A 24,752-nucleotide genomic window follows, 5' to 3' on the forward strand; every position below is an offset into this window, starting at 1 on the left:
CTGTCCGTTGCCCTGCGGGAAATCAACCTGAGTGAACGCACCTGGCGGCGATGGCGCAAGAGTGCGGAAGACGGTCGGCCGGGGGCAATAAAGCCGGCGCCGGGCAACCGTTTAACGGCAGAGGAAGAGCAGCAGATACTGGCGATGTGCCATCAGCCGGCATATGCCAGCCTGCCGCCGTCGCAAATCGTGCCGCGACTGGCGGATGAGGGGAGATATCTGGCGAGCGAGTCCTCGTTTTACCGGGTGCTGCGGCGGCATGGCGAAGCGCATCGACGGGGGCGGCAGCGGACGGGAGAGAAAGCCCGGCCGGCCACCACCTGGAGAGCGACGGAGCCGAATCAGGTGTGGATGAAGGATATCACCTGGCTCGCCTCAGTGGTGAAAGGGCGCTGGTTTTATCTGTATCTTATCGAAGACCTGTACAGCCGAAAAATCACGGGTTATGAAGTGCATGAGAGCGAAAGCGGAGAACAGGCGGCCTGAATTTACGGGACGCTTTCGCCCGCAGTCCCTGACGACGCAGACTGACAGCAACTGTTTTCACATTGTATGCCTGTCCCTGTTCACGCAGTTCGTCCGTCAGACGTGGCGCACCATAGCGCTGTTTTGCCTGATGGAAAACCGTGCTGACTGCGGTATCGCAATGCTGGCGAAATTGCTGCCGTGCATTCAGTCGCAGGCGTCGGTTTCGCCAGGCATACCCGCCGCTGCGGGCCACTTTCAGCACACGACACATGGCTTTAATGCGGAATTCAGCCTGATGTTTTTCGATAAAGACAGTCTTCATTTCAGGCGCTTCGCGAAGTATGTCGCGGCCTTTTGGAGTATAGCCAGCTCCTCTGCCTGTTCAGCCAGTTGCCGTTTGAGACGGGCAATCTCAGCAGCCTGGGATTGTTCACGCTCAGAGACAGAGGAAGATTGCTGATTTTTACTCCGCCAGTTGTATCACTGCGATTCATACAGATTGAGCTCGCGGGCTGCCACAGCGACACCGATACGTTCAGCGAGCTTCAGGGCTTCCTGACGAAATTCGGGGGGGATGCTGCTTACGGGGTTTCTTCGTGGTTGATGCGGGTTTTGTCATGTGAGCTACCTCCTGGTTGAGAGTTTACTCACTTAGTTGCATGTCCACTATTGCTGGGTAAGATCACGTCCGGATAACCACATGACGAGCAATACTATTTAGTATCTTGCCCGCATGCACTGACCGTATCGTATTGCTATCAACAGCAAGGTTTTACTATATACTCGGATAGTCAGGTTTATCACATGTCCGTTAGGATGAACAAAAGTAAGGGAGTACCTGCTATGAACAACGCTGTATTTCCAGCGACGGTTTTCACGACACAGAGGCGCTTTAATAATTTTTCCTCCGATGACATGCGTTATGGGGATATATCAGAGAGCAGGCTAAAACGAGAGTTCGGACTGGTCAACATATCGAATGTGGTTGATCCTTACACCTTAACCCGATTAACAACGTTTGATAACCCCCAATCCAGGTTCGCTGGTGCGTATGGTAGCATTCACCATGACGCTAAACTAAGCATTCAGCAATGTGCGCAACTATTGTTTGAAGAAATGCAGACAACGTCTCTACCTTATTCTTTTATTGGTCCGTACAAACATTTAATTAATCGGATGTTGAGGCATTTTCAGCTTTCACGAGGTTCAGAATTTAGTGATCCACTGTTGAATACCGCTTATCGCGATAAGTTATATTCTGACTATGCTTCCAAGAAAACAACATCTGTCATGCAAGAAACGATTGGATTATTCATTGATTACACCAGTAAAGGATTTCCTCATGAACGATTGGATAATTTAGCTTCCGCCATTAAACTCTCTGTACTTCCAAAATTTGACTCTTTAATACTTGACAAAATTAATGGGATGGGAATTACTATCCACGATGTTCATGCAACAAAAATAGAAATTCTTCGTCTTGATGTTAATGATTATGGTTGGAAAGCAAGTGTCAGATTCACAGCACAGGATCATTTCGGTCTGGATGTCAGTGATATACGTAAGAAAAAATTCAATCAGTTTCAGTTTTTCAAAATATGGTTCGTTCTTCAACGATTTGATATATTTGGCTTTCGTCCATTCCTGACAAATATGGAAGCTGTGATTGATATAGAAGGAAAACGATAATGCGTAAACTAGTATTTTTTTCACTCATTGTGGTTTTATGTATTATTGGCTATCTGTTTACAGGAAAGCCTAATGTTTCTGTTATCGGTGCACATTACGATGGTAGTACAGCACAAGTTATTGTTAATAAATTACCTTTGACCGACTCAGATAAGATCAATTGGTGGAAAAAAAACCAAAATGAAATCCTTGAAAAATATAACATTCCAACTGGTGATAAAATACCATTTCTTATTGTAATCTATGCTTTCGGTGATGGCTATCAGGAAGAAGGTAAAGAAGACAGGCTTTGTTTCTCAGATATAAAACCACCAAAAAATTGTATTGATAAAAACATTCTTATGATGATCTGGCGCACGCGCGATGGTGGCGTTAAATATCAATTCTAATTTGTTTTAGTCGCTTTAACCGGTTAAGAAGGTTCAGGTTTTCACGTTCAATGCGTTTGCCAGTATGTGTCTTTTATCCGGCAGCATGTTCCAGGCGCTGAAGTTATCTGTACACCAGAAGGCAACGTTGAAGCCTGACAGTAACCCCAGTAACGTGCGTAGTGTTTTCTTGCTCCGGCGACCAAAAACATGGGCAACAATCCGTTTTAGACGAAGCTCCCATGCGTACCACAGCCAGCGTTGCTTCTTTTTATTGCCGACAAATGACCACATTTCATCCACTTCGCAAATGCGCTGAATGTGCAGATTATCCAGTGGAAGAGAGGTGACGTTTTTCGGCGAGAGTTTTTTACGGCATTAATGCTGATAGGCAGTGCTCGTGCGGTGTCGCGGATGCCAGCATTATTCATGGCAAGATCAATGATCTGACGCTGGCAGGCACGGTATTTATATTCAAGTTGAAAGCTTCGGCAGCATGCCTGACAGCGGTAACGTTGATGTCCGGCACTCCCCTGTCCATGCTTTTTCACTGGGTCTGTGTGCTTACAAAACGGACATTTTACATCAACCTTAGCCATCAGAATCCCTTTGATAAAAACAGGGAGTTTATATGATGTTCAACGGATTGAATACACGACCCGGAAGTCAGTACTGCTCACTGGATTATCAGGCGTTACTGCAACGGTATTATCTGCATGGCAGCATGAGTGCAAAAGGGTGCTGCTATGATAATGCCTGCGTGGAAAGCTTCTTTCATTCACTGAAGGTGGAATGCATCCACGGAGAACGCTTTGCCAGTCGTGAAATGATGCGAACGACAGTATTTAATTATATCGAGTGCGATGACAATCGCTGGCGTCGTCACAGTGCGTGTGGCGGTCTCAGCCCGGAACAGTTTGAAAACCAGAACCTCGCTTAGGGCCGTGTCCAGTGCGGTAAGTGTCAAGGTTGTTGTCACCCCTTGCTGGTTCAGGCCGCCTGTTTTTCCCGCTCCGGATTTAATGTCACAGAACCTGCCGGCTGCCAGTTTCTTGTCCTTCCTGACCCGCGTTCCGGATGGACCGAACGGGCCGACCGGTATACTTCATCGCGCCTCCTCAGTATTTCCCTGTCTTCACCACGGTGTCGCTGCACCGGCGTTACATAACGGATTGAACCGCACTGGTTTATTCAATGTGGCTTGCAGCCTAAAAGAGGCCAGGAGCCTTACTGAGTACCGAGTACAATTTATCGACCACCACGCGGATCCGGGGTGAGAGATTCCGTGAAACCGGCCACAGTGCTGAAACCGGTGCATCATATTCAGGGGTGGCAACCGGTATTATTCGAAGATTCCCCTTCCTGATATCATCTCCGGCCAACCATGTTGACAGGAACGCAATGCCCATACCACTGACAGCTGCATCCCGCAATGCTTCCCCATGACTGACAATGTGGCGGGTAACGGGTTCAATAGTGGTTATACCACCATTTCCGTCCAGTACTTTCCAGGGGAGTACTCTGCCATCCCTCGCCAAGCCCAGACAATCATGTGTCACCAGCTCTTCTGCATTACCAGGTAATCCGTGACGGCTAATATAGGCAGGAGAGGCACAAATAACAGACCGCTGGCTGGTAATATTTCGGCCTGAAAGACTGGCAGAGTTCCCTGTGTCACCGAGCCGTACTGCGAGATCAATGTTTTCCTCAATAAGGTCAACCCGGCGATCAGTAAAGCTAATTTCCAGTCTGAGTTCAGGGTACTCTGAGCTTAGCGTTGCAAGGATGGGCATGATACAGAGTCTGCCATATGAAACGGGTAGACTAATGCGCAGCGTACCTGCAACCACTTTTCTACGTGAAGCCAGAAGAGATTCAGCCTCATCAAGCTCATCTATGACTCTGAGACAGCTCCGATAATACAGTTCTCCTTCTTCAGTCAGACTTATGCTTCGCGTGGTACGGTTCAGCAGTTTCACGCCGAGCCGCTGTTCAAGTCGGGCTACATTTTTACCAGTGGCGGATTTAGATACTCCCATACGGACAGCAGCGGCAGTAAAACTGCCTGTTTCCACCGTGTGTACAAACGCGACCATACTGAGTAATTGTGAATGAAGAAAAAATCCCATTTAATTGTCTCCATAAGAGAGGAAATATTATTCATTTATATCGCGATACACGCTGAATTGTTGTCAATAAAATGATTTTTCCAACTTTCAGGAGAAATCACTATGACTCAAATGATGAAACGCTGGCAGTTATCGTCTTTCGGCGCCGAAAACCTGTACATTGCAGAAGTGCCTTTACCGGAGCCGGGGCATAATGAGTTACTGGTTAAAGTGTCCGCCGTCTCTCTTAACTACAGAGATAAACTGGTTTTAGATGGAAAACTATTGCCTGACCATCCCCGGATGCCTTTCACCCCCGTGTCTGATATGGCGGGTGTTGTGGTCGCAATCGGGCCAGGAGTGTCCCGTTTCAGTCCCGGAAACCGCGTTACAGGAAATTTCTGGACACAATGGCTGGAAGGTGACGCGCCAGAAGACATGATCCGCCATGGCCGCTCACTCGGTGGCCCGTTGCCGGGTATGCTGACGGAATACGTCGTACTGCACGAAAATGTAGCCGTGGCATCACCGACCTCTCTGAGCGACGAAGAGGTTTCCACACTGCCGGTTGCTGCCCTGACGGCCTGGTTTGCGCTAGTGGAAACCGGGAAACTCAGAAAGGGGCAGCGAGTTCTTGTCCAGGGGACCGGAGGAGTAGCACTGGCGGGGCTTCAATTGGCCCTGGCTTTAGGAGCGGAAGTCACTGTTATCTCTCGTAGTGAAGAAAGACTACAACGTGCAAAAGCGCTCGGCGCATCAGGTTTAATTAATACCAGTATGGCACCGGAATGGTCGAAACAGGCTGCTGAACTTTCTGGTGGAGATGGATTTGATCATATCCTGGAGCTTATTGGTGGGGATAACCTGCGTCAGTCTGCTGATGCCCTTGCACCGGGAGGACAGATATCTCAGATTGGTTTTCTGAAAAGCAGTGAGATGATCCTTCCTGCCCTGCCCCTGATGCTTAAAAGAGCCGTTATTCAGGGGATTACAGTAGGTCACCGACGGGCGTTTGACGATTTGTGTCGGGCTGTTGACCGACATCAGATCAAACCCGTTATTGATAAAATATACGATTTCTCAGACGCAAGAACAGCTTTTACACATCTGGAGAGAGGACCATTCGGGAAAATTGTTATCCATATTGATTCAGGACAGCCAGTATACAAACCATGAGTGACAGTTGTTCCAGAAATCACACAGTCTGGAAGGTAGCATGAGCCGTCGCGGTAACTGCCACGACAACACAGTTACAGAAAGCTTTTTCCAGCGACTGAAGCATGAGCGGATTAAAGAAAAAGGTCTACGAAACGCGGGAAGCAGCCCGCAGCGATATTTTTGATTATATCGAAATGTTTTATAACTGTAGGCGTCGGCATGGTTCGGGCAATCAGATGCCACCGGCTGAATATGAAAACCTATGTTATCAACGACTCGGAAGTGTCTAGATTATCCGTGGCGATTCAGAAGTGGGACGTCATTTATGCCAGCTCATCTAAAGCCACCGCTTACATCGGTTGGGCGCCGGACCCATGGAACCTGCGCGTTCAAAGCACCCAGTCCTTTGATTTGACCGATGCCAGCGGTAATAAGATCGATGGCTACAACACCCTCGATTTTATCGGCAGCTACACGTTGCCGGTGGGTAAACTTAGCTTCAGCATCGAAAACCTGCTGGACAAAGATTACACCACCGTCTGGGGGCAACGCGCACCCCTGTTGTACAGCCCGACTTACGGCGCACCGTCGTTGTATGACTACAAAGGCCGCGGACGCACCTTTGGGATGAACTACTCCGTTCAGTTCTGAGTTTTTCTTCGTTTGCCCGGCGTCTGCCGGGCAACCCCTCATGCTCAATCCCCGTCATAATTTCACACTGTCGGAGCATGGGCTTTGTTACTCATCCTCTCCTCACACGGATTATCTGAACGTATCACGCGCGCCTGCACCGTCTCTGGCGCAATGAAACCATGGAAGAAAATAATCTTCAGGCGTACATTTCAGTAACACGACGCGAGCCAGGGAGAGACCGCAACCTGCTGCTGACGGAATTCGGGCACAGCGGCCGATTTGCGATCATTCTGCACCATCAGGCATGTGCCTGGAAATGCGTTATTTCTGATGACATCACCCTAATGAAACAGCAGGAAATCATGATGGATTTGGGCCTTAAAGATAAAGTCGCGCTGGTGACCGGAGCCAGCACCGGTATCGGTTTCAGCATCTGTGAAGAACTGGCGGCACATGGGGTACATCTGGTGATGGTGGCCAGAACCTCGTCGCGACTGGAGGATGCCGCCAATGAACTGACCCGGCGCTATGGCATCACCACGTTCCCGTTAGCGGGCGATGTGGCCGACGCTGATTTTCCCCGTCAGGTGGTTCAACAGTCAGGGTCGCATTTCCCGGGGATTGATCTGCTGGTCAACAATGCGGGCCGGGCCCACACCGGCACCTTACTGACCACCTCCGATGAAGACTGGGAGGCGATGACGGCAACCAAATTCACCGCCATGCGCCGCTTTTGCCGTGAAGTGATCCCGGGGATGCAACAGCGCGGATGGGGACGTATCGTGAATATTTCTTCCATCGGCGGACTCTATCCCAATCCGCCGTTGACCGTTTCCCATGCTCTGAGCGCGGCCATCAATAATCTGACTCGTAGCATAGCGCTGGATGTCGCCCCATTGGGTATCCTGGTCAATGCCATCGGGGTGGGCGCGGTAGCGACGGAAAACTGGGCGAAGAACATGCTGCCCAATGTCCGCCTCCGTCGCCCGGAACTGGCAGGTAAAACCGATCAGGAAATCATGGCGATCCTCGGTAAGGAAAAAACCCCTGTCGGGCGCTTCGGACGCCCGGAAGATATCGCCGCGATTGCCGCATTCCTGCTCTCGGCACGCAATCAGTTCGTTACCGGTCACACCGTGGAGGCATCTGGTGGCGCGGACCGCTTTATGTGAAGTTATTGCCGGGCTGATGGCTGTGCCTGCTGGTTGATCCACTGCAACCAGTCTTCATTACCGGCAACAATCGGCCAGGCGCCTACACCGGGGGTGATGTAGTTATGTAACTGTTTAATCCGCGCCACCAGGGCGGGAACATGTTGTTGCAGCGTCTGGAACAGCAAAATGGTTTCGCCCTTCTCAACCAACTCACCCTCCCACCAGTAATAAGACGTCACTCCCGGAATGACATTTACCGCGCTGGCCAGACGCTCGGCAACAATCGTTCGCCCTAATTTGACGGCGTCATCATTGACGGGTACCGGGGCATAAACGGTGACAGATTGAGCCGTTAACGCTGAAGAATTCGCTGACATTTATGGTCTCCTGGGTTGATGTGTGTTGCTGGCGGCGACTCTTTTTTCAATCGCTATTTGTAAGACCTCAAGGACCAACGACATGATCCAGTAAATAATCGCGGCGGCAGTCAGCATTTCCATATAGCGAAACAGTGAACGACCATAGGATTGTGCGAGGAACATGATTTCCCAAATCCCCATCACCGCAACCAGTGAAGAATCCTTGAGGGACGAAATAAACAACGAGGTGGCGGGCGGGACGATAATCGGCATGGATTGCGGTAACACCACCAGCCAGAAAACTTGTGCCGGAGACAACCCCAGGCTTAAGGCCGACTCACGCTGGCTACGGGGCACGGCACTGATCCCCGCCCGAATAACCTCACTAAAATAGGCGCCATAGTTCAATGATAACGCCAATATACCGGCCGGTACGGCGGCAGGCACGAATCCAAACTGTGGCAAGCCCAGATAAATCAGCAGCACCTGCAATAGAAATGGCGTCCCCCGGAAAAAGGAGGCATAAAATGTGGCGACAGCAAACAGCACGGCATTATTTGACATCCTGCCCAGCGCGACCACAAAACCCATCACCACCGCTATCGACATTGATACTGCGCATAAAAACAACGTCATCGCTGCACCCTGCAAGCCGCCCTGCGCGGTAAGATGCAGCCCTAAGAGCGCGGGTAACTTATCGAAGATGACCGAAAAATCCAGATTGAGCTTCCAGAAAAAAACCAATAACGCGACCAGCATCAGGATCCAAACCAAAACGACCTAGCTGTTAAATCCAGCCAGCATGACAGAACGACCGGTGTCTTTGACCTCAGGTCGCGTTTTATGGGAACGGGTCGGTGCTGTCATGGCGAACTGATATCCTTGCCGAACCATTTCAGCGAAATTTTTGTCAGGGTGCCATCTTGATGCAGGCCATCGATTATCTGCGCCAGTTTGGCTTCCCACGCCGGGGAACCATGATCAACGGCGACCCAACCGCCATCGCTAAACAACGGAGGCTCAATAATCTTGAATTTCCCGCCTTTGGCTATTTGTCCCAGCGCGACCGTTTCCGCACTGATCAACGCATCAACACGTTTGCCGGTGCCCAACGCCAGATCTTTATATTCGATATCTTCCGTATCATAAATTTTAGCGGTCACATTATTAAATGGATAGATCAGCGGCTTTGCACCGTCATCCGCTATTTTCAGCGTCTTATTAATATAACGTTCATTCGTTGACCCGACACCGACGCCAACCGTTTTACCGGTTAAATCCGCAGGTCCATGAATAGTTTGATTATCGCTATTCACAATAATGTTGGTATGGCTAAAATAATAAGGGCGCACGAAAGATAATACTTTTTCGCGGTCTTTGGTCTTTGAAATGGCACACACGCACACATCGTAACGACCAAACCAGTTGCCGCTTTCAATGACTGACCAGTCCGGCGTTTCAACGCGTAATTTGACGCCTAACTTAGCGGCAATAGCCTTTGATACATCAATATCATAGCCCTCTTCCTCACCATTAGCGCCCAGTTGAGAGAACGGCGGATAACTTTGGCTGACAACCTCTACCAGCGTTCCGGTTTTCGTCACCCTATCCAACGTGTCTCCGGCAAAAGCGGCCTGATTCAATGTTACAAGCAATAATCCGGCAAGCGCAACGTGACTGATATTACGCATTTTCATTTATCGAACCTTATTACGGTTATTTTAAAATTCGGGCTTATGCTCTATGGGGCGGTGTTTTTTGTCAAAGTGATAATAATGAAATAAATATGCTAAATTTCGCTATAGCCGCGTTCATGGTTCTGTCAGCCATGATGTGGCGATTTAATAGCCGTTTTTTTCATCGCGTATTGCCCCTTCATTGCGCCCCATTGCTTCATGGCAGGGCAACGAAAAACGGCTTTTCATTATATGAAGCGGCACTAACGGCCCACATTTAATGTCCCGCTCTATATTCGCTGCATCATGGCATGGTTCATGCACGACCGACTGACGTCCTGTCACTCAGTCGGAGCAACACTATGACCCACACCACGTTACTGAGCGTGCCAACTGTCAGCCAGAAGAAAAAATGGGGTCAGTTGGCTCTGGGGTTACTGTGCATGATCTCTATCTCCAGCCCGCAATATGTCTGGGCGCTTTTTACCCGGCCATTAATGACCCGGCTACAGGCGCCGTTGAGCGAAATTCAGCTCACTTTCTCGTTGCTGATTATTCTGCAAACGTTCTTTTCGCCGTTTCAGGGCCGGCTGATTGAGCGTTTTGGCCCACGCCGCCTGATATCTCTGGGCACGGCACTGACCGGCGTTAGCTGGATTATCGCCTCTCAGATCCATTCTTTAATCGGGCTATACCTCTCTTATGGTGTGCTGGGCGGCCTGGGCACTGGCATTGTTTATATCGGCGTGGTCGGGTTGATGGTCCGTTGGTTCCCGGAAAAACGCGGCTTCGCCACCGGGATGGTGGCTGCGGGATACGGTATGGGCGCCATATTGACAACTTTTCCGATCAGCCACTCGCTGGCGATAAAAGGTCTGGAAAACACCCTCTGGCAGTTTGGTTTGCTGATGACGGTGGTTGGCTTTCTCGCCAGCCAGGGACTACGTACACCACATCATCAGGCACCTGCCATCAGCAGCCCCTCGCTGCAGATGACCACCAAAGACTTCACCTCACGGGAAATGCTGCGCCAGCCGCTGTTCTGGCTGATGTTCATCATGATGACGATGATGTCGACTTCCGGCCTGATGGTGACCTCGCAGATGGCCATCTTCGCCAGTGATTTTGGTATTACGTCGGTTAGCGTATTAGGAATGGCGGCGCTACCGCTGGCAATGAGTATCGATCGCTTAATGAATGGTCTGACACGGCCGGTATGCGGGTATCTTTCCGATCGCCTGGGTCGCGAGCCGATGATGTTTATCGCATTCGGTCTGGAAGGGTGCGCGATGATATTGTGGCTGTTATGCCAGCAAGATCCGCTGTTATTTGTGTTGCTTTCCGGGGTGGTCTTCTTTGGTTGGGGCGAAATCTTTTCACTGTTTCCTGCGACACTGACCGATACCTTCGGTAGCCGTTTCGCAACCGCCAACTACGGCTGGCTGTATATCTCACAGGGGATTGGTTCGATTTTGGGCGGTCCGCTCGCGGCGTTGCTTTATCAGCATACTGGACGTTGGGGGGTGGTATTTTGGTGTGCCATCAGCCTGGATATTGTCTGTGCCTTGCTGGCACTGCTGGTGCTGAAACCCTGGCGTGCGCGTTTTATGCGCCAGGCGCAAGCATGACACCGCGATCTCTTGAATAACGGGGCGGTAACGTTGCCCCGTCATCCGGTTCAGGCAATGAACCCATCCCCAGGTGTTACAAACCGTCTATCACAGCCTGGAGAATGAAGCGGACTGGCTGAAAACCCACCCTGACGATGCGGCGAAAATTCTCTCGCCACTATGGGGCAATCTCGATCCGGCCATCGTTAAACAAGCCAATAGCCATCGTAGTTATCAGGTCAGGCCCGTCACCAAAAACGACCTTGGTGAACAACAGCAGATCGCCGATGTGTTTTTTCAGGCGAAATTGTTGCCCCGAGCCGTTGATGCGCGAGATGTTTCACTGTGGCAACCTGCCCCTTGATATCCGCAGCGCCTTGTACCTGTCGCCCAGGCGGGTGCGTCCTTTACAGCCGTCCACTGCTGCCACAGATACGGATTTTATCCGCCACCACCGCTTTCATAGCGACTTTCGCCGGTGCTATATATTTGCGCGGATCATTTTCCGCCGGATGCTGCGTGAAATAACTTTTTATCGCTTCAGCAAACGCAATTTTCAGCTCTGTGGCAACATTGACCTTGCAGATACCACAGGCAATGGCTTTTTTTACCATTTCTTCCGGAATACCAGAGGCGCCATGCAGCACCAACGGAATCGATACCCGCTGCTGGATGGCCGCCAGACGGATAAAGTCCAGTTTTGGTTCGCCTGAATACAGGCCATGGGCTGAACCAATCGCGACCGCCAGCGAATCAATTCCTGTTCGCTCAACAAAATGTATCGCCGCATCGGGATCGGTAAAAAAGCTGTCAGCCCCCTCCACCATCAGGTCATCTTCCTCGCCGCCTAACCGGCCCAGTTCCGCTTCCACGCTGGCGTCGTAACGATGGCAGAAGGCCACCGTCTGCTGCACCAGCGCGATATTATCGACAAACGGTAAATGCGAACCATCAACCATCACCGAACGCACCCCCTGCTGCACTTTAAACTGGATATCATCAATGGCCTGGTGATGATCCAGATGCAACGCCAGCGGTAACTTATAACGTCGGGCGGCAGCCTGACAGATCTCCAGCAGATAATCGACGCCGGCATAATTGAAGGTCCCTGGCGTGCCAGCCATAATCACTGGCGACTGCATTTCAGCGGCAGTTTCGGCAATCACCTGCACAGTTTCCAGATTATGGATATTAAATGCCGGAACGGCATAACCCCCCCGCTGCGCGCGGTATAACATGTCACGATTAGAAACCAGATACATACCTTAACCCTGCACGTTGCTCACGCCTGAACCGTGAAACGGATAAATAACCACCCCCTGTACCACCCGATTCACCTCCCCGTTAGGACTGGGGTTATCGGGTGAAAGTTGATGGTGAAGCGAACGTTCAAAAGCCAGCATTTGCAGAAACAGCAAATACGGGAATATCATCCATAACGCCTCATGATCATCATGCAGTGCCAGCGTATCGGTCATACCATGTTGATGATGGCTTAAACCAACCAGTTGTAACGCGCGATTGTTGTGTTGCAATTCCCGCCACAGATCACGTTCATAACGCCGGGTGTAAGCATCAGGCGAAAACATCATCACCAACAGCGTCTGACCATCGATCATGAATTTTGGCCCATGGCGCACGCCTAACGGGGTATCGAAGCGGGTCATATCTTTTCCTGCGGTCAGTTCCAGCATTTTTAGCGCCGCCTCTTCCGCTATTCCGGCAAAGGGCCCACTCCCCAGGACGAGGTAACGCTGAAACGCACTGCTGGCGATCTTTTTGCTCTGCGGCGACAGCGTCTCGCGCAGCTGACGACAGCAATCGGTCATTCTTTGCAACGCATGCCGCCAGTCTGGCAGGGTCTCCCCCGCCAGCATCAACGCCGCCGACAGTAACATACAGCTAAAGCTGGAGGTCATCGCAAAGCTCTGATCATGGCTGCCTTCCGGCATGATCATGCGACAGGCTCGCGGATTATCCTGTGCATACTGCGCCAGTTGGCTGTGCGGATTACAGGTGATTATCAGGTGATAACACTGCGGCAGCAGTTGATCAGCCAGTTGCACGCTGGAGAGACTTTCCGGACTGTCGCCGGAACGCGCGAAGGACACCAGCAACGTTGGACGGCTGGCGCTAAGATATTGCATCGGTGCAGCGACGATATCGGTGGTCCCCCAGGCGATGACATCACGGTCGATTTTTTCACGCAGCCAGGGGGCCAGCGCACGGCCAACAAACGCTGAGCTACCGGCACCGGACAAAATAATACGGAGATCAGCTTGTGCCAGAATCGGCGCCAGAAAAGTAAACCAGTCTGGCTTATGTGTGATCAGTTCATCGCCAAGCGTCTGCCATAAATCGGGTTGTTGCCAGATTTCCGACGCGGTATGTTGTGCCTGATGCTGACATAACCATGCGTAGTCATAAAAAAACATCTCGGACATCGTTTACTCCTTTACTGTCAGCTGACAGGCATCCGTGTAATCACGTAATACCTTGCCAATATGCCAGGAAACCCAGCTTTCCGGGTCAGCACTGAGCTCGCCGCACTGGCACAGACGCGCCTGTTCAGGCAGATATTGGCTCAACAACCCTAACGGTGCCGGATAATGGCGGAGGTTATTGAGCAGACGGTCTACCGCGGCGTTGACCTGTGGGAATGGCCAGTAGTAACGCACGCGATCGCTCAAACTGTATTGGCGTAATAAATGCTGTTGCGCGGCATTACCATGATAATAACGTTGCCACATCGCGGGTTGCTGGCACATCACCTGATCAATGCAGGCGAGAAGCTGCGACTGTCGCGGTGGTTCAATCCATTGTTGTTCAACATGCGCCAGCGCGAATAATGCTTCGCGTAAAGCGAAAGTGAGAGCCGGTCCGACTTTTAAAATAGCAAAGTGATCAATGACTAACTGTCGACAGGCGGCGGCGGTCTGATAATCGGTTGAATGCGCTTCATATACCAACCCCGGCTGCTGCTGAATAAACTGACTTAGCGCCGTCGCCGGTTGTGGCCGGTAATGCGCCACCGATTGATGGTCAAACTCCACACCCGGCTGAACCACCACCGCCACCACCCGTCGCCAGACCTCAGCCAATCCGGCCTGACGCCAGGCTTGCTGATGCGCGACCAGTGTAGCGTCGACGGCCGCAGGCGTGGTCACGGCAATAGTGGACAGCGTTTCCTGTGCGCCGCCGGGCACGGGCACTTCAGTGCCCACCACATAGACCGGCGCTTCGCCGCCACTGGTATGCCAGGCCTGTTCGGCCACCTGACATAATCTGGCAGCGCGTTGCGCAATCTCTTCATCCGACAACGGCTGCGGGTCATGCAGACAGGACATGGAACAATCAAGATGGATCTTGCGAAACCCCGCACGCACATAATCCGCCACCAGTTGTTCAGCCAGTCGCATTGCTTCGCTGGCGGGACAGTCCTGCCAAACATTAGGACCAAGATGATCACCGCCTAACCACAGTTGGTCTGGCGCTAACCCATATTCCGCCGCCATCTCGCCGACCCTCTGCCGAAAATCGACCGGCGTCATGCCGGTATAGCCGCCGAATTGATTCACCTGATTCGAGGTAGCCTCGATCAATAGCGGTTGCTGCCGTAACGCCGCCTGTTGGATCGCGGCGCGTATTACCCAGGGATGCGCGGAACACACCGCATAAATTCCGATCGCCTCGCCAGCTTTATGCCTGGCAATAAGACTCATTAGCTGCTGCATGGCAAGCCCTCATCGCATCATTCGCGCCTCGACAGACCGTCGTTAGACCAACGCAATCTAACGGAAGATAAAGGAATTAATCAATCATTATTTTGATCTTTTGTGATTATTTAAATAAATACAGCTTTTTTGACGTCGTAAAATGAGGATAAAACACCCATTAAATGGCCTTACAAAGCCATATGAAAATAAAATAATCAATATTAATCAATGTTTGATTTTTTTATAACTCTGTGTCTTGAATAACGTGGAGAACAGGCATCACCCTGTACAACCGGAGCGAACTCCAGCACAAGGTGGAGAACATGAAACGGGTAATGGGAATCGATAGTGGCGGGAGCAAAACCTTGCTGGCACTGGCCGATACCGCTGGCAGGCTGCGCTTGCTGAACACAGGAAGCACCCTTGATCCGCTCGCGGATACGCAATGGTCACAAACACTTAGCGCGATGTTACCGGCTAAACAACTGCTGACAACACACGTCAGCTATGCGGTGGCGGGCTTGCCGCGATATGGCGAGGATGTCCGGCAATCCAGACGACAGGCACAGGCGATTAGTGCACTGTTACCTTGCCCGACCACTCTGGAAAATGATGTGCGTATCGCGTTTGACGGTGCGCTCCCCGGCATGGCAGGAGTACTGATCCTGGCCGGAACCGGCTCCATGGCATGGGCCAGCCATCATCAACCCGACAGCGAGCATATTCGCGTCGGCGGCTGGGGAGAAGATATCGGTGACGAAGGCAGCGCGTACTGGATTGGCAACCAGGCGATTATTGCGACCTGCCGCCATCTTGATGGGCGCCAGGCCGCGCCCGCGCTCACTCTTTATCTCTGCCAACACTTTGCAATAAAGCCAGAAAGGCTGATCGAATATTACTTCGCGCTGGGTCGCACACGCCGTCAACGCGTCGCCAGCCTGGCTCAGGGCGTGGCGCAACTGGCCGAACAGGGCGATCAACCGGCACAACACATCTTACGTCAGGCCGCCCAGCACCTGGCGGAACATCTTACCACCGCCTGGCGCCGTATTGGCGGTCGTGGTCCGTTAACATGGAGTTATGCCGGCGGCGTATTCAACAGTCGCTTACTGCGGCAGTATCTGGTTGAAATAATAAAAAATAGCGCTACTGCGCCTCGTCTGCCGCCGATTGGCGGTGCGCTGCTGCGAGCGGCGCAGCAGGCTGGCTGGCAACCAGACGCGACCTGGATTAATCAACTTGCCGAAGATCTGCAACAACAGTTAGGCAGCGTACAACAATAATAAAGTCCTATGACCGGCTGTCAGCCCTTTAGCACCGAGGCCTGGCGCCTGCTGGCGGCATATTTGACGCGTAAAATCACAATATAAATCATAAAAAACCAAATATTGTATTGACTGTGATTATTTTTGCCGCAAGGATGAGAGCGCAATAAATCATCACCTGGAAAAATGGGTTATTCGATAGCGCGTCGGCCCCTGCATGACCGGCGATAACTTTGATCTCAATCTTTTTGGAGTGTTCGATGAAGCGCATAAAGACCAGGGTAATAACATCGCGCCTTGCCTCAGGGATCCTTGCCAGCCTGATTTACCTTGTCAGTTCAGAGTCCGCCAGCCAGGCCGCAGAAAACCTGAACGGTAAATCCATCACCGTGCTGTTGCCCAGCCCAGGTTATCCCGCTGCCGAAATCAAAAAGTTCGAGGCCCAAACCGGCATTAACGTTGATCAACAAACCCTGGCCTGGGATCAATTGCGTACCCGTATTGTCACCGCATTAGTGGCGGGAACCTCACCCGCGGACGTTATCGAACTGGACTGGTCATGGGTGGGACAATTTGGCGCCGCCGCATGGTTAACCCCCCTCGACGGCAGTCTTAATGCCGACTTGTTAAAACACATCGCCATCACTCCCATCTTCAAATATCAGGGGAAACTACTTGGCGCGCCTTATAACAACGATTTCAAAATGCTGGTCTATAACAAAGCGCAATTGACCAAAGCCGGTATTCAACATCCCCCCACGACGCTGGATGAACTGCTGGCGGATGGTAAAGCGTTAAAGGACAAAGCGGGGGTGAAATACCCTTTTGGCCTGCCTCTGAGCGTGGGAGAAGCGACGTCCACCGCCTGGTTCCTGCTGACCATGATGTATAACGGCGAGGTTTTCACGAACCAACTGAAACCGGCGTTTACCCGTAAAGATTCCGCCGGTTACAAGGCGCTGTCGTTTATCAAACAGGCGCTGGATGCCGGTTTAATTGATCCTGCCGCGACCAACTACGGCAACGAAGAGGTCCGTGCCATGTTCAAGAGCGGCGACGTCAGTATGATCCTGTCCGACGGTCCCGGACCGCTGTCGACCTATAACGATAAAACGCAGTCCAAAATCGCCGGTAACGCTTTCGCGGCGGTGGTGCCCAACATCACTGGCACCAGCAAAACTTACGGTCTGCCTGAAGCGCTGGCTATCCCACACGCCTCAACACAAAAAGCCGCAGCGGAAGCCTTTATTAACTGGATGATCGACCCGCAACATCAGGTGCCAATTTATATCGCCGCCGGGACCCTGCCGACCAGTACCCCGGCGCTGATCACACTAAATAAGGCCGAAAAACTGCAGAGCGGCGACGCCATTTTGCAACAAATCGGCGGTATCGGCCCGTTGTTCGCCGCTGGCACACCGTCATGGTATCCGGCCTTCAGCAGCGGCGCCGCCTCGGCAATCAACGCGATGGCCAAAGGCCAGCTCAGCGTGGATGAAGCGGCGAAAGCGATCGCGGATGCCGCGAACAGTGCGATGGCGGGCGAATAATGATCGGCGGAGGTGACGGGTATGACCATGAGTATTGAAGCATCAGCCGCAGCACGGCATGGCAAACGTCAGCGGCCAGGAAGGTTGAATGCTGAGGCTCGCCTCGGGTTAGTGCTCTCTGTACCGGTGGTGATATTAATGCTGGCGTTAGTGTTCGTCCCTTTTGTCATTACCGTATGGGAAAGTTTTCATCGGGTGAATCCCATGCTGCCCGGCACCCCGTTTGTCGGTCTGAAAAACTATACGATGATGGCTAAAGACAGCGCGGTGCATAACGCCTGGATCAATACCTGGATTTACGTGATTCTGGCGGTCATCCTGGAGATCCTCGGCGGTCTGTGCGCCGCGTTATTACTCAATAACGTGAATACCGGCCGTCGCTGGTTACTGGCGGCGGTGATCTTGCCCTGGGCGTTACCGCCGGTGGTCAACGCTATCGTCTGGGCGTGGATTTATAACCCGCATTACGGTTTATTAAATGGTCTGTTGCTGAAACTCGGTCTGATTGCTGACAGCCATGTCTGGCTGAATGATCGTTACACCGCGCTGTTCCTGATTGTGCTGGTCCATGTCTGGCGCATGTTACCGCTCAACGCTGTGATTATTCTGGCGGCATTGCAAACCGTTCCTGCCGAACTGTATGAAGCGGCGAAAGTCGATGGCGCCACGCCATTTCGTACCTTTCGCACCATTACCCTGCCGCTGATCGCGGGTGCGTTTGGGATTGCGCTCACGCAGTCAACCATCACCGCGTTCAATCTGTTTGATGAAGCCTGGATCCTTACCGGCCCCAGTGCCGCGACGCGTCCAATCCAGACGCAAATCTATATGACCGCCTTCCAAAATCTGAACTTCTCCTACGGCATGGCGATGTCCATTACCGTAATGGCCGTATCTATTGTTGTTTCAGCAGTTTATGTCCGTCGGGTTTACCGTGCCACGAGGTACGATTGATGAAAATATCTTATCCGCGCCGCCTGGCGTTTTATCTGGGGGTGACCATTCTGTTGGCCTGGTCGCTGGGGCCGATTTACTGGTCGCTGGCCACCAGCCTGATGCGACAGAGTGATCTCTCGACCAGTCCGATTAACCTGTTGCCGCCGCAGCTGACGCTGGACCACTACCGAAAACTACTGGGCGGGTTATTGGGTCAGTTGAATAACACCGTCTGGCATGATTTCTCACGGGCGTTACGCAACAGCATCGTTCTGGCGCTGGGTGCAACGGTCGTCACGGTCACCGCGGCGGCGTTTTCCGCTTATGCCACCGTGCGCTTACGTTTCCCTGGTCGCAATCTGGTATTCGTGCTGATCGTCTCCACCATGGCCGTACCGGGTTATACAGTACTCATTCCGCTGTATCGTCTGATGGTCAGCCTCGGGCTAATCAATACTTATACCGGCATTATCCTGATTTATGTCTCGGCTTTTCTGCCACTGGCGATGTGGCTGATGCGCAGCGTGTATGAATCCCTGCCGCTGTCGCTGGAAGAAGCGGCGTGGATTGACGGCGCCGGACGTTTTTATACCCTGATACGTATTGTGCTGCCGCTGGCCGCCCCAGGATTGATTGCCGCGGCAATCCTCACTTTTCTTGGTGCCTGGGGACAATTTTCTGTACCACTGGTATTCGCCCCCACCCTGGAAACCAAACCCCTTACCGTGCTGATCCCTGAATTCGCGACCAAAAACGATATCGATTACGGCTTGATTAATGCCGCCGGAATATTAGCCATGATCCCACCCGCGTTGGTGGTGATATTTCTTAATCGTTACCTGATGCGCGGTCTGATGGCTGGCGCCGGTAAGTAATAACAACCCACTGTCGAGGAGAATGACGTTGAGCAAAATTACGCTGATTGGCGCGGGCAGTACGGTATTCGCCCAGAACATTTTGGGTGACATTCTGAGTCATGCTGAATTTGCCGACTGTACCATCAGCCTGCAGGATATTGATGGCGATCGCCTCAGTACTTCCGCGATCGTCGCCAAACGGATCTGTGAAACCCTGTCGCTGCCAGAGGTGAAAATCGAAACCACGATGGACCGACGTAACGCATTAAAAAATGCTGATTTTGTGTTTTTGATGATGCAAGTGGGCGGTTATCGCCCCGCGACGGTGATTGATTTTGAGATCCCGAAAAAATTCGGCCTGCGGCAGACCATCGCCGATACCCTGGGGATTGGTGGTATTTTTCGCGCGTTGCGTACTATTCCGGTGCTTAAAGCCATTTGCGATGAGATGACGGAACTTTGCCCCACGGCGTTGTTGCTGAATTACGTCAACCCGATGGCGATGAACTGCTGGGCTGTCAGCGAGCTGGCACCGCATATCCAGATGGTGGGTTTGTGCCACAGCGTACAACATACGGCGCAGCATCTGGCAGACTGTCTGGGCGAGAATATCAACGATATCGATTATCTCTCCGCCGGTATCAACCATGTGGCGTTCTTCACCAAATTCAGTAAACGCCACCGCGATGGCAAAGTGGAGGATCTCTATCCGCGTCTGCAGGCATTAGCCGCCAGCGGGGAGGTACCGGAAGACGATCGGGTACGTTTTGATATGCTGAAACGTTTTGGCTATTTCGTCACTGAATCCAGTGAGCACTTTTCCGAGTATGTTCCCTGGTATATTAAACGCGACCATCCCCACTTACTGGATGAACTCAATATTGCGCTGGATGAATACCCCCGCCGTTGTGAAAGCCGTATCGCCAGTTGGCACAGCTTACGCCAGGCGTTAGAAGGCAGCGAACCGCTAGCCGTCTGTCGCAGTGATGAATACGCCGCAGGTATTTTGCACTCCATGGTCAGCGGCCAGTCGCGGGTGATTTATGGCAACGTAAAAAATAAGGGGCTGATAACCAACCTGCCGAATAACTGCATCGTCGAAGTCCCCTGCCATGTTGATCGTAATGGCATCCAGCCCATCGTCATGGGGCATCTGCCACCGGAACTGGCAGCGGTGATGCGCCTGAGCATTAACGTGCAGGAACTGGCGGTACAGGCGGCGCTAACCGGCAGAAAAAGCTATATCTATCAATCCGCCATGCTCGATCCGCATACTGCGGCAGAATTATCCGCCGACCAGATTGTCACGATGGTCGATGAAATGATCCTTGCCCATGGCACGATGTTGCCGCGTTTCGTTTAGCGCTGAACGCCGCCTTGAGTCAGCCGGATACGCTGCCGATTTAACCGAGGTCCCTGCGATGTCAACAGTAAAAATACGTGAGTTAACAAAACAATATGGTCATGCTCAGGTACTACGCGGCATCAATCTGGATATCAAAGATGGTCAGTTCGTGGTGCTGGTAGGTCCGTCGGGTTGCGGCAAGTCCACGTTGCTGCGCATGATTGCCGGTCTGGAGGAGGTCAGCAGCGGACATATCGCCATCAACGAACGCATTGTGAATGATCTGCCGCCGAAAGAGCGCGATATTGCCATGGTGTTCCAGAACTATGCACTCTATCCACATATGACCGTGCGCGATAACATGGCTTTTTCATTAAAGTTACGCCATTTCCCTCCAGCGGAAATCAACGCCCGGGTTGAACAAGTGGCCGCCAGTCTGGGGCTTACTCCGTTATTAAGCCGTTATCCACGTCAACTTTCCGGCGGCCAACGCCAGCGCGTGGCCATGGGACGCTCGGTAGTACGTCAGCCCCAGGTTTTCCTGTTCGACGAACCCTTGTCAAATCTGGATGCGAAATTACGCGTGCAAATGCGTTCAGAAATCAAACAACTGCATCAAAGATTGCATACCACCACCGTGTATGTCACTCACGACCAGGTTGAAGCCATGACCATGGGCGACCTGGTGGTGGTAATGCGCGACGGGGTGATTGAACAGGCTGGCGATCCACTCTCGCTGTATGATTGCCCCGCCAATCAATTTGTCGCCAGCTTCCTTGGATCGCCCGCGATGAATTTCCTGCCTGGCATCCTGCAAAACGAGGGAAGCGAAATCCGTTTCGCCGATGGTTCAAGCTGTGCGCTACATGACAGCAGACCGACACGCAATGGTGGGCCGGTAGTATTTGGCATTCGCCCGGAACATTTACACCTTGCCGCCAGTGGAATCCCGGCCAACGTGCTGGTCGTCGAACCAACGGGGTCGGAAATGATTGTCATGCTTGAAACGACGGCGAACGCAGGCAATCCGCTGTGTATGGTGTTACGCCAACGACATCATCTTAAGCCGGGCGAGCGCATTTTTGTGCAGCCGCAAACCGGTTGTGAACATCTGTTTGAGAGCGGATCGGGTACACGCATCAGCGAAACACAGAACCATTTCGCCCATTAATGCCCCCTTTCTCATGATGCAAATCCCAGCGCGGGCGAATGTCATCTCGCGCGCCACTGTCGTGCTATCTGACGGTTTCAGTACCGTAATAATGCCCGGCAGCACCCGTACTGACGCGCAAATAAAGCCAGCCCTGCAATTGCCAGTCTGTTTTTTTTCTGGCATGTTTGCCGACAATAAATGATTCGCCCAGGGGCAATGGCACCATCACTTGAAAGAGAATGATGCCCTTCAGCAGAATGACGCCTACTGGAGCTTAGACGCAGGACTAATAATGACTGTGAAAAATGATCGCTATTCGGCAATCCGACAACATTTATACAGCAGTGGCTACAGCAGCATTCAGGAAATATCAGAAGCGGTCAAAGCCTCTCCAGCCACTATTCGCCGCGATCTACTGATCCTGGAAAAACAGGGGTTTATTTCCCGCACTCATGGCGGTGCGCAAATTGCAGCAGAAGCAGGCAGTGAAGTCGCGTTTGCGGTACGCGAACAACATAACCTGGCGGCGAAACGTGAAATCGCCGAAGCGGCATTCAAGCGTCTGAAACCGCACAGCGCTATTTTTCTCGATGCGGGAACCACCGTCCTGCAACTGGCGCGGCGCCTGCGTCTGAATCCACTGCCATTGTCGGTATTTACTAATTGCGTCACAGTTGCACAATTGTTGATGGATGTATCTGAACTGAAAATTACCTTACTGGGGGGACGTTTGCGCCCGGAAAATGCCTCGATGGTTGGTACCCTTGCGGAAGCCTCGCTGGAACGACTGCACTTCGATCAACTGTTTATTGGCGCAGGCGCCATCGCCGAAGATAACTGTGTCTATACTCAGGACGAAGAAGAAGCCCGGCTGAATGAAAAAATGCTCAGCCGGGCGGCCACCACCACCCTGCTGGTCGACTCCAGTAAATTTGGCCAACGCGCAACGTATAAAGTGGCGCGTCTGAACAGCGAGATTAGCGTCATCACCGATAGTGCGCTGCCTGACAGTTGGCTGCTCAAACTGAAAGATAACGGCTGTATCTGTAACCTGGTTGAGCCTGAGCCGTCAAAATGATAGCGCCGCAGGTTCCTGCCTTCGTCAATGACAGGGCGGCCAAAACGCTCGCTGCGACGTACCGTATGGCGGCGATAACGGCTCAAGCGGCCACTGACATACTCTCCGGATGAGCTTCTTTTTCGATCAGGCGCATCAGCAACGAGATACGGCGATCTGTCCGCTCCGGGGTGTCTGGCGGCAGATGATAGCGCAGCGTATACAGCTTGCCTTTTTCATTGAAAAAATCGACCAACACCACGGGCATAATCCCCCCCGGCACCCGACGGTAGTTGATCGACAGGCGAGAGTCGCCCATTTTCATTCTGACCGTCATCACGGTCTCAACCGCGATATCCGGATACTGATCGCGGTCTGCCGGAACGACTATCGTTTTCATCACCGACCTCCTGATGTTCAGCACCATTCATCATCTGACGCGGAGGAGGACGCTATCGCACTCCTCCGCCGTATTATCGCCGCTTCGCTTAATCAAGCCTGGTGTTCAATAACACCCGCCGTGTAACGTTCAATCGGGATGCGCCGGGGTTTTTCACTTTCCGGGATCTCCAGTCGCAGACCGACACTCAATAACCCATCCTGCAATCGGGCTTGTGTCACCTGCATGTGTTCCGGCACACGGTAACTGAGACGGAAATCAGTGCGGCTGATGCCCTGATGCAACCAGCTTCCGTTACTGCTGTCCCTCTCATCAGGGGTGTTTTCTTTCTTACCCGTCACGGTCAGTTGCCCTCCCGCCACCTCAATATCCAGTTCAGACGCCTGCCAGCCCGGCACACTGACGGTGAGCGCATAATGCTCATCATCCAGTTGCTTCAGGTCGTAAGAGGGCGTCAGGGAAAGAGGTGTATCGCCAGTAAGCTGGCTAAATAAACGATCTATCCGGTTAAACCGGTCAGAAAAGAAGGCATCGCTGAAGGATGGAAATACCGGAAAATTACGTACAGATAACATGATAACCTCCTGAATAAACGACTCATCCAAAAGCTCATCTGGGCAAATCGCCCATTAACAGTTATAGGTGCATCCCGACATTTTTCAAGGCCGCCAGGATGAATTTTTATCCACGTCCTGCTGGCAATATTTCCAGTCCCACCTGAGGCTGACCCGCGTCCTGCACTGGCTGTGCGCTGACTTCGCCGTTCAGCAGGCGGAATTCCAGCGTGACCTGCCCCTCCCCCACCGGCAGTTTTTCCAGTTTCAGGCGGTCGACCCCGGAGGGCAGCGACGTCTGCCTTAGCCGCACCGTACGGGTAAAACCGTCAGTCTCCAGCCCCAGTATCGCCTGAAGCAACATAAATACAGCGCCAGACACCCAGGCTTGTGGTCGACATGCCACCGGATACGCCACGGGTTGCTCGTCCGCATCCCGCCGGAAACCACAGCACAGTGCCGGCAGCCGCAGCGGCGGCCATATCTCCGTAATAAAAGTCCGATTAGCCGTCTGCCGGTACCAGGCGCCCGCTAACATAGCTGGGCAATTTTCATGACTCAATCCTCACCAACAAATCAAGAAATGAAATTGATGACCATCATTACAATCAGGACAAAAATTGAAAGTCGCCGTCTCGCCTTATCGCTGTGGGTGATTATTCCTCTTGACCTCCTTACTTCATGCCCTTGACGCAG

23 protein-coding genes and 7 pseudogenes are annotated in these 24,752 nt (G+C 52.2%); 17 read left to right on the forward strand and 13 right to left on the reverse strand.

Going from position 1 to position 24,752, the window contains the following annotated elements:
• Positions 1-483: pseudogene (locus EH228_RS14135) on the forward strand (helix-turn-helix domain-containing protein); the annotation flags it as partial.
• Here the strand turns inward: EH228_RS14135 and EH228_RS14140 are convergent.
• Positions 449-1,087: pseudogene (locus EH228_RS14140) on the reverse strand (IS3 family transposase); the annotation flags it as partial. The pseudogenes EH228_RS14135 and EH228_RS14140 overlap by 35 nt on opposite strands.
• Before the next feature lie 224 nt (positions 1,088-1,311).
• On the opposite strand from EH228_RS14140, the gene EH228_RS14145 reads away from it, so the two are divergent.
• A complete protein-coding gene (locus tag EH228_RS14145) occupies positions 1,312-2,157 on the forward strand; it encodes a DUF3289 family protein (protein ID WP_152322272.1) in 846 nt (281 codons plus the stop codon).
• Entirely contained in the window at positions 2,157-2,546 is a 390-nt protein-coding gene (locus EH228_RS14150; protein ID WP_152322273.1) for a DUF943 family protein, read from the forward strand. Before EH228_RS14145 ends, EH228_RS14150 begins: the two co-directional genes overlap by 1 nt.
• 1 nt (position 2,547) lies before the next feature.
• On the opposite strand, the pseudogene EH228_RS14155 reads toward EH228_RS14150, so the two are convergent.
• Positions 2,548-3,124: pseudogene (locus EH228_RS14155) on the reverse strand (IS1 family transposase); the annotation flags it as partial.
• 59 nt (positions 3,125-3,183) lie between these two features.
• Between EH228_RS14155 and EH228_RS14160 the strand changes: the two are divergent.
• Positions 3,184-3,465, forward strand: a pseudogene (locus tag EH228_RS14160) (IS3 family transposase); the annotation flags it as partial.
• A 50-nt stretch (positions 3,466-3,515) separates the two neighbouring features.
• On the opposite strand, the pseudogene EH228_RS20570 reads toward EH228_RS14160, so the two are convergent.
• Both EH228_RS20570 and EH228_RS14165 read right to left on the reverse strand, forming a co-directional pair.
• A pseudogene (locus EH228_RS20570) lies at positions 3,516-3,698 on the reverse strand (IS3 family transposase); the annotation flags it as partial.
• A 35-nt stretch (positions 3,699-3,733) separates the two neighbouring features.
• Complete coding sequence (locus EH228_RS14165) at positions 3,734-4,654, reverse strand: LysR family transcriptional regulator (protein WP_152322274.1); 921 nt, start codon at positions 4,652-4,654, stop codon at positions 3,734-3,736.
• A gap of 102 nt (positions 4,655-4,756) precedes the next feature.
• Here EH228_RS14165 and EH228_RS14170 point away from each other — a divergent pair, with 102 nt between their 5' ends.
• From EH228_RS14170 to EH228_RS14185, 4 genes and pseudogenes are all read left to right on the forward strand, one after another.
• Positions 4,757-5,809: a zinc-dependent alcohol dehydrogenase family protein gene (locus EH228_RS14170; RefSeq protein ID WP_152322275.1), complete on the forward strand. Its 1,053-nt coding sequence runs from the start codon at positions 4,757-4,759 to the stop codon at positions 5,807-5,809.
• Positions 5,730-6,081 (forward strand): annotated as a pseudogene (locus tag EH228_RS20575) (IS3 family transposase); the annotation flags it as partial. The gene EH228_RS14170 and the pseudogene EH228_RS20575, both read left to right, overlap by 80 nt.
• 16 nt (positions 6,082-6,097) lie before the next feature.
• A pseudogene (locus tag EH228_RS14180) lies at positions 6,098-6,442 on the forward strand (TonB-dependent siderophore receptor); the annotation flags it as partial.
• A 161-nt stretch (positions 6,443-6,603) separates the two neighbouring features.
• The gene (locus EH228_RS14185) at positions 6,604-7,596 is read left to right on the forward strand and encodes an SDR family NAD(P)-dependent oxidoreductase (protein WP_240116301.1); all 993 of its coding nucleotides are present in this window, start codon (positions 6,604-6,606) and stop codon (positions 7,594-7,596) included.
• Between the two features lie 2 nt (positions 7,597-7,598).
• On the opposite strand, the gene cutA is transcribed toward EH228_RS14185, so the two are convergent.
• The 3 genes from cutA to EH228_RS14200 form a co-directional block, all read right to left on the reverse strand.
• Positions 7,599-7,955, reverse strand: coding sequence for a divalent-cation tolerance protein CutA (cutA, locus tag EH228_RS14190; RefSeq protein WP_152322278.1), 357 nt, complete (start codon positions 7,953-7,955; stop codon positions 7,599-7,601).
• Positions 7,956-8,696: an amino acid ABC transporter permease gene (locus EH228_RS14195; protein WP_152322279.1), complete on the reverse strand. Its 741-nt coding sequence runs from the start codon at positions 8,694-8,696 to the stop codon at positions 7,956-7,958.
• A gap of 104 nt (positions 8,697-8,800) precedes the next feature.
• Positions 8,801-9,634, reverse strand: coding sequence for a transporter substrate-binding domain-containing protein (locus EH228_RS14200; RefSeq protein ID WP_152322280.1), 834 nt, complete (start codon positions 9,632-9,634; stop codon positions 8,801-8,803).
• Positions 9,635-9,975: 341 nt separating this feature from the next.
• Between EH228_RS14200 and oxlT the strand changes: the two genes are divergently transcribed.
• Both oxlT and EH228_RS14210 read left to right on the forward strand, forming a co-directional pair.
• Positions 9,976-11,241, forward strand: coding sequence for an oxalate/formate MFS antiporter (oxlT, locus tag EH228_RS14205; RefSeq protein ID WP_152322281.1), 1,266 nt, complete (start codon positions 9,976-9,978; stop codon positions 11,239-11,241).
• Positions 11,242-11,314: 73 nt separating this feature from the next.
• Entirely contained in the window at positions 11,315-11,587 is a 273-nt protein-coding gene (locus EH228_RS14210; RefSeq protein WP_152322282.1) for a type 2 periplasmic-binding domain-containing protein, read from the forward strand.
• Between the two features lie 43 nt (positions 11,588-11,630).
• On the opposite strand, the gene EH228_RS14215 is transcribed toward EH228_RS14210, so the two are convergent.
• The 3 genes from EH228_RS14215 to EH228_RS14225 are packed head-to-tail and all read right to left on the reverse strand — an operon-like array spanning position 11,631 to position 14,957.
• On the reverse strand, positions 11,631-12,485 hold the full coding sequence (locus tag EH228_RS14215; RefSeq protein WP_152322283.1) for a tagatose bisphosphate family class II aldolase: 855 nt from the start codon (positions 12,483-12,485) through the stop codon (positions 11,631-11,633).
• A 3-nt stretch (positions 12,486-12,488) separates the two neighbouring features.
• Entirely contained in the window at positions 12,489-13,667 is a 1,179-nt protein-coding gene (locus EH228_RS14220) for an SIS domain-containing protein (RefSeq protein WP_152322284.1), read from the reverse strand.
• 3 nt (positions 13,668-13,670) lie between these two features.
• Positions 13,671-14,957, reverse strand: coding sequence for a D-tagatose-bisphosphate aldolase, class II, non-catalytic subunit (locus EH228_RS14225; protein ID WP_152322285.1), 1,287 nt, complete (start codon positions 14,955-14,957; stop codon positions 13,671-13,673).
• A 305-nt stretch (positions 14,958-15,262) separates the two neighbouring features.
• Here EH228_RS14225 and EH228_RS14230 point away from each other — a divergent pair, with 305 nt between their 5' ends.
• The 7 genes from EH228_RS14230 to EH228_RS14260 all read left to right on the forward strand — a co-directional run bounded on the left by EH228_RS14230 (position 15,263) and on the right by EH228_RS14260 (position 23,123).
• On the forward strand, positions 15,263-16,222 hold the full coding sequence (locus tag EH228_RS14230; RefSeq protein WP_152322286.1) for a BadF/BadG/BcrA/BcrD ATPase family protein: 960 nt from the start codon (positions 15,263-15,265) through the stop codon (positions 16,220-16,222).
• Between the two features lie 242 nt (positions 16,223-16,464).
• Positions 16,465-17,754: an ABC transporter substrate-binding protein gene (locus EH228_RS14235; protein WP_152322287.1), complete on the forward strand. Its 1,290-nt coding sequence runs from the start codon at positions 16,465-16,467 to the stop codon at positions 17,752-17,754.
• A gap of 27 nt (positions 17,755-17,781) precedes the next feature.
• Positions 17,782-18,708: a carbohydrate ABC transporter permease gene (locus tag EH228_RS14240; RefSeq protein WP_152322288.1), complete on the forward strand. Its 927-nt coding sequence runs from the start codon at positions 17,782-17,784 to the stop codon at positions 18,706-18,708.
• Positions 18,708-19,565 carry a carbohydrate ABC transporter permease gene (locus EH228_RS14245; protein WP_152322289.1) on the forward strand — a complete coding sequence of 286 codons (858 nt, stop codon included), beginning with the start codon at positions 18,708-18,710 and terminating at the stop codon, positions 19,563-19,565. Before EH228_RS14240 ends, EH228_RS14245 begins: the two co-directional genes overlap by 1 nt.
• A 22-nt stretch (positions 19,566-19,587) precedes the next feature.
• Entirely contained in the window at positions 19,588-20,910 is a 1,323-nt protein-coding gene (gene melA / locus EH228_RS14250; protein ID WP_204902667.1) for an alpha-glucosidase/alpha-galactosidase, read from the forward strand.
• 58 nt (positions 20,911-20,968) lie between these two features.
• Positions 20,969-22,063, forward strand: a complete 1,095-nt coding sequence (locus EH228_RS14255) for an ABC transporter ATP-binding protein (RefSeq protein WP_152322291.1) — start codon at positions 20,969-20,971, stop codon at positions 22,061-22,063.
• Between the two features lie 274 nt (positions 22,064-22,337).
• Positions 22,338-23,123 (forward strand): DeoR/GlpR family DNA-binding transcription regulator, encoded by a 786-nt coding sequence (locus EH228_RS14260; protein WP_152322292.1) that lies wholly within the window; start codon positions 22,338-22,340, stop codon positions 23,121-23,123.
• An 82-nt stretch (positions 23,124-23,205) separates the two neighbouring features.
• Here the strand turns inward: EH228_RS14260 and EH228_RS14265 are convergent, their stop codons facing one another.
• The 3 genes from EH228_RS14265 to EH228_RS14275 all read right to left on the reverse strand — a co-directional run bounded on the left by EH228_RS14265 (position 23,206) and on the right by EH228_RS14275 (position 24,594).
• Positions 23,206-23,502, reverse strand: a complete 297-nt coding sequence (locus EH228_RS14265) for a hypothetical protein (protein WP_152322293.1) — start codon at positions 23,500-23,502, stop codon at positions 23,206-23,208.
• Between the two features lie 92 nt (positions 23,503-23,594).
• Positions 23,595-24,077, reverse strand: a complete 483-nt coding sequence (locus EH228_RS14270) for an Hsp20 family protein (protein ID WP_152322294.1) — start codon at positions 24,075-24,077, stop codon at positions 23,595-23,597.
• A gap of 106 nt (positions 24,078-24,183) precedes the next feature.
• Entirely contained in the window at positions 24,184-24,594 is a 411-nt protein-coding gene (locus tag EH228_RS14275; protein ID WP_152322295.1) for a hypothetical protein, read from the reverse strand.
• Positions 24,595-24,752: the final 158 nt, after the last annotated feature.

This window comes from Erwinia endophytica (assembly GCF_009295515.1).
GTDB lineage: Bacteria > Pseudomonadota > Gammaproteobacteria > Enterobacterales > Enterobacteriaceae > Erwinia > Erwinia endophytica.

What these genes read in the sequence shown, in the direction of transcription:
- EH228_RS14240 (WP_152322288.1), top strand. Translation starts at nt 17,782, where the DNA reads ATGAGTATTGAAGCATCAGCCGCAGCACGGCATGGCAAACGTCAGCGG.
- EH228_RS14255 (WP_152322291.1), top strand. Translation starts at nt 20,969, where the DNA reads ATGTCAACAGTAAAAATACGTGAGTTAACAAAACAATATGGTCATGCT.
- EH228_RS14145 (WP_152322272.1), top strand. Translation starts at nt 1,312, where the DNA reads ATGAACAACGCTGTATTTCCAGCGACGGTTTTCACGACACAGAGGCGC.
- EH228_RS14195 (WP_152322279.1), bottom strand. Translation starts at nt 8,696, where the DNA reads ATGCTGGTCGCGTTATTGGTTTTTTTCTGGAAGCTCAATCTGGATTTT.
- melA (WP_204902667.1), top strand. Translation starts at nt 19,588, where the DNA reads ATGACGTTGAGCAAAATTACGCTGATTGGCGCGGGCAGTACGGTATTC.
- EH228_RS14185 (WP_240116301.1), top strand. Translation starts at nt 6,604, where the DNA reads ATGGAAGAAAATAATCTTCAGGCGTACATTTCAGTAACACGACGCGAG.
- EH228_RS14235 (WP_152322287.1), top strand. Translation starts at nt 16,465, where the DNA reads ATGAAGCGCATAAAGACCAGGGTAATAACATCGCGCCTTGCCTCAGGG.
- EH228_RS14265 (WP_152322293.1), bottom strand. Translation starts at nt 23,502, where the DNA reads ATGAAAACGATAGTCGTTCCGGCAGACCGCGATCAGTATCCGGATATC.
- EH228_RS14165 (WP_152322274.1), bottom strand. Translation starts at nt 4,654, where the DNA reads ATGGGATTTTTTCTTCATTCACAATTACTCAGTATGGTCGCGTTTGTA.
- EH228_RS14170 (WP_152322275.1), top strand. Translation starts at nt 4,757, where the DNA reads ATGACTCAAATGATGAAACGCTGGCAGTTATCGTCTTTCGGCGCCGAA.
- EH228_RS14220 (WP_152322284.1), bottom strand. Translation starts at nt 13,667, where the DNA reads ATGTCCGAGATGTTTTTTTATGACTACGCATGGTTATGTCAGCATCAG.
- cutA (WP_152322278.1), bottom strand. Translation starts at nt 7,955, where the DNA reads ATGTCAGCGAATTCTTCAGCGTTAACGGCTCAATCTGTCACCGTTTAT.
- EH228_RS14275 (WP_152322295.1), bottom strand. Translation starts at nt 24,594, where the DNA reads ATGTTAGCGGGCGCCTGGTACCGGCAGACGGCTAATCGGACTTTTATT.
- EH228_RS14200 (WP_152322280.1), bottom strand. Translation starts at nt 9,634, where the DNA reads ATGAAAATGCGTAATATCAGTCACGTTGCGCTTGCCGGATTATTGCTT.
- EH228_RS14230 (WP_152322286.1), top strand. Translation starts at nt 15,263, where the DNA reads ATGAAACGGGTAATGGGAATCGATAGTGGCGGGAGCAAAACCTTGCTG.
- EH228_RS14270 (WP_152322294.1), bottom strand. Translation starts at nt 24,077, where the DNA reads ATGTTATCTGTACGTAATTTTCCGGTATTTCCATCCTTCAGCGATGCC.
- EH228_RS14260 (WP_152322292.1), top strand. Translation starts at nt 22,338, where the DNA reads ATGACTGTGAAAAATGATCGCTATTCGGCAATCCGACAACATTTATAC.
- oxlT (WP_152322281.1), top strand. Translation starts at nt 9,976, where the DNA reads ATGACCCACACCACGTTACTGAGCGTGCCAACTGTCAGCCAGAAGAAA.
- EH228_RS14245 (WP_152322289.1), top strand. Translation starts at nt 18,708, where the DNA reads ATGAAAATATCTTATCCGCGCCGCCTGGCGTTTTATCTGGGGGTGACC.
- EH228_RS14215 (WP_152322283.1), bottom strand. Translation starts at nt 12,485, where the DNA reads ATGTATCTGGTTTCTAATCGTGACATGTTATACCGCGCGCAGCGGGGG.
- EH228_RS14225 (WP_152322285.1), bottom strand. Translation starts at nt 14,957, where the DNA reads ATGCAGCAGCTAATGAGTCTTATTGCCAGGCATAAAGCTGGCGAGGCG.
- EH228_RS14150 (WP_152322273.1), top strand. Translation starts at nt 2,157, where the DNA reads ATGCGTAAACTAGTATTTTTTTCACTCATTGTGGTTTTATGTATTATT.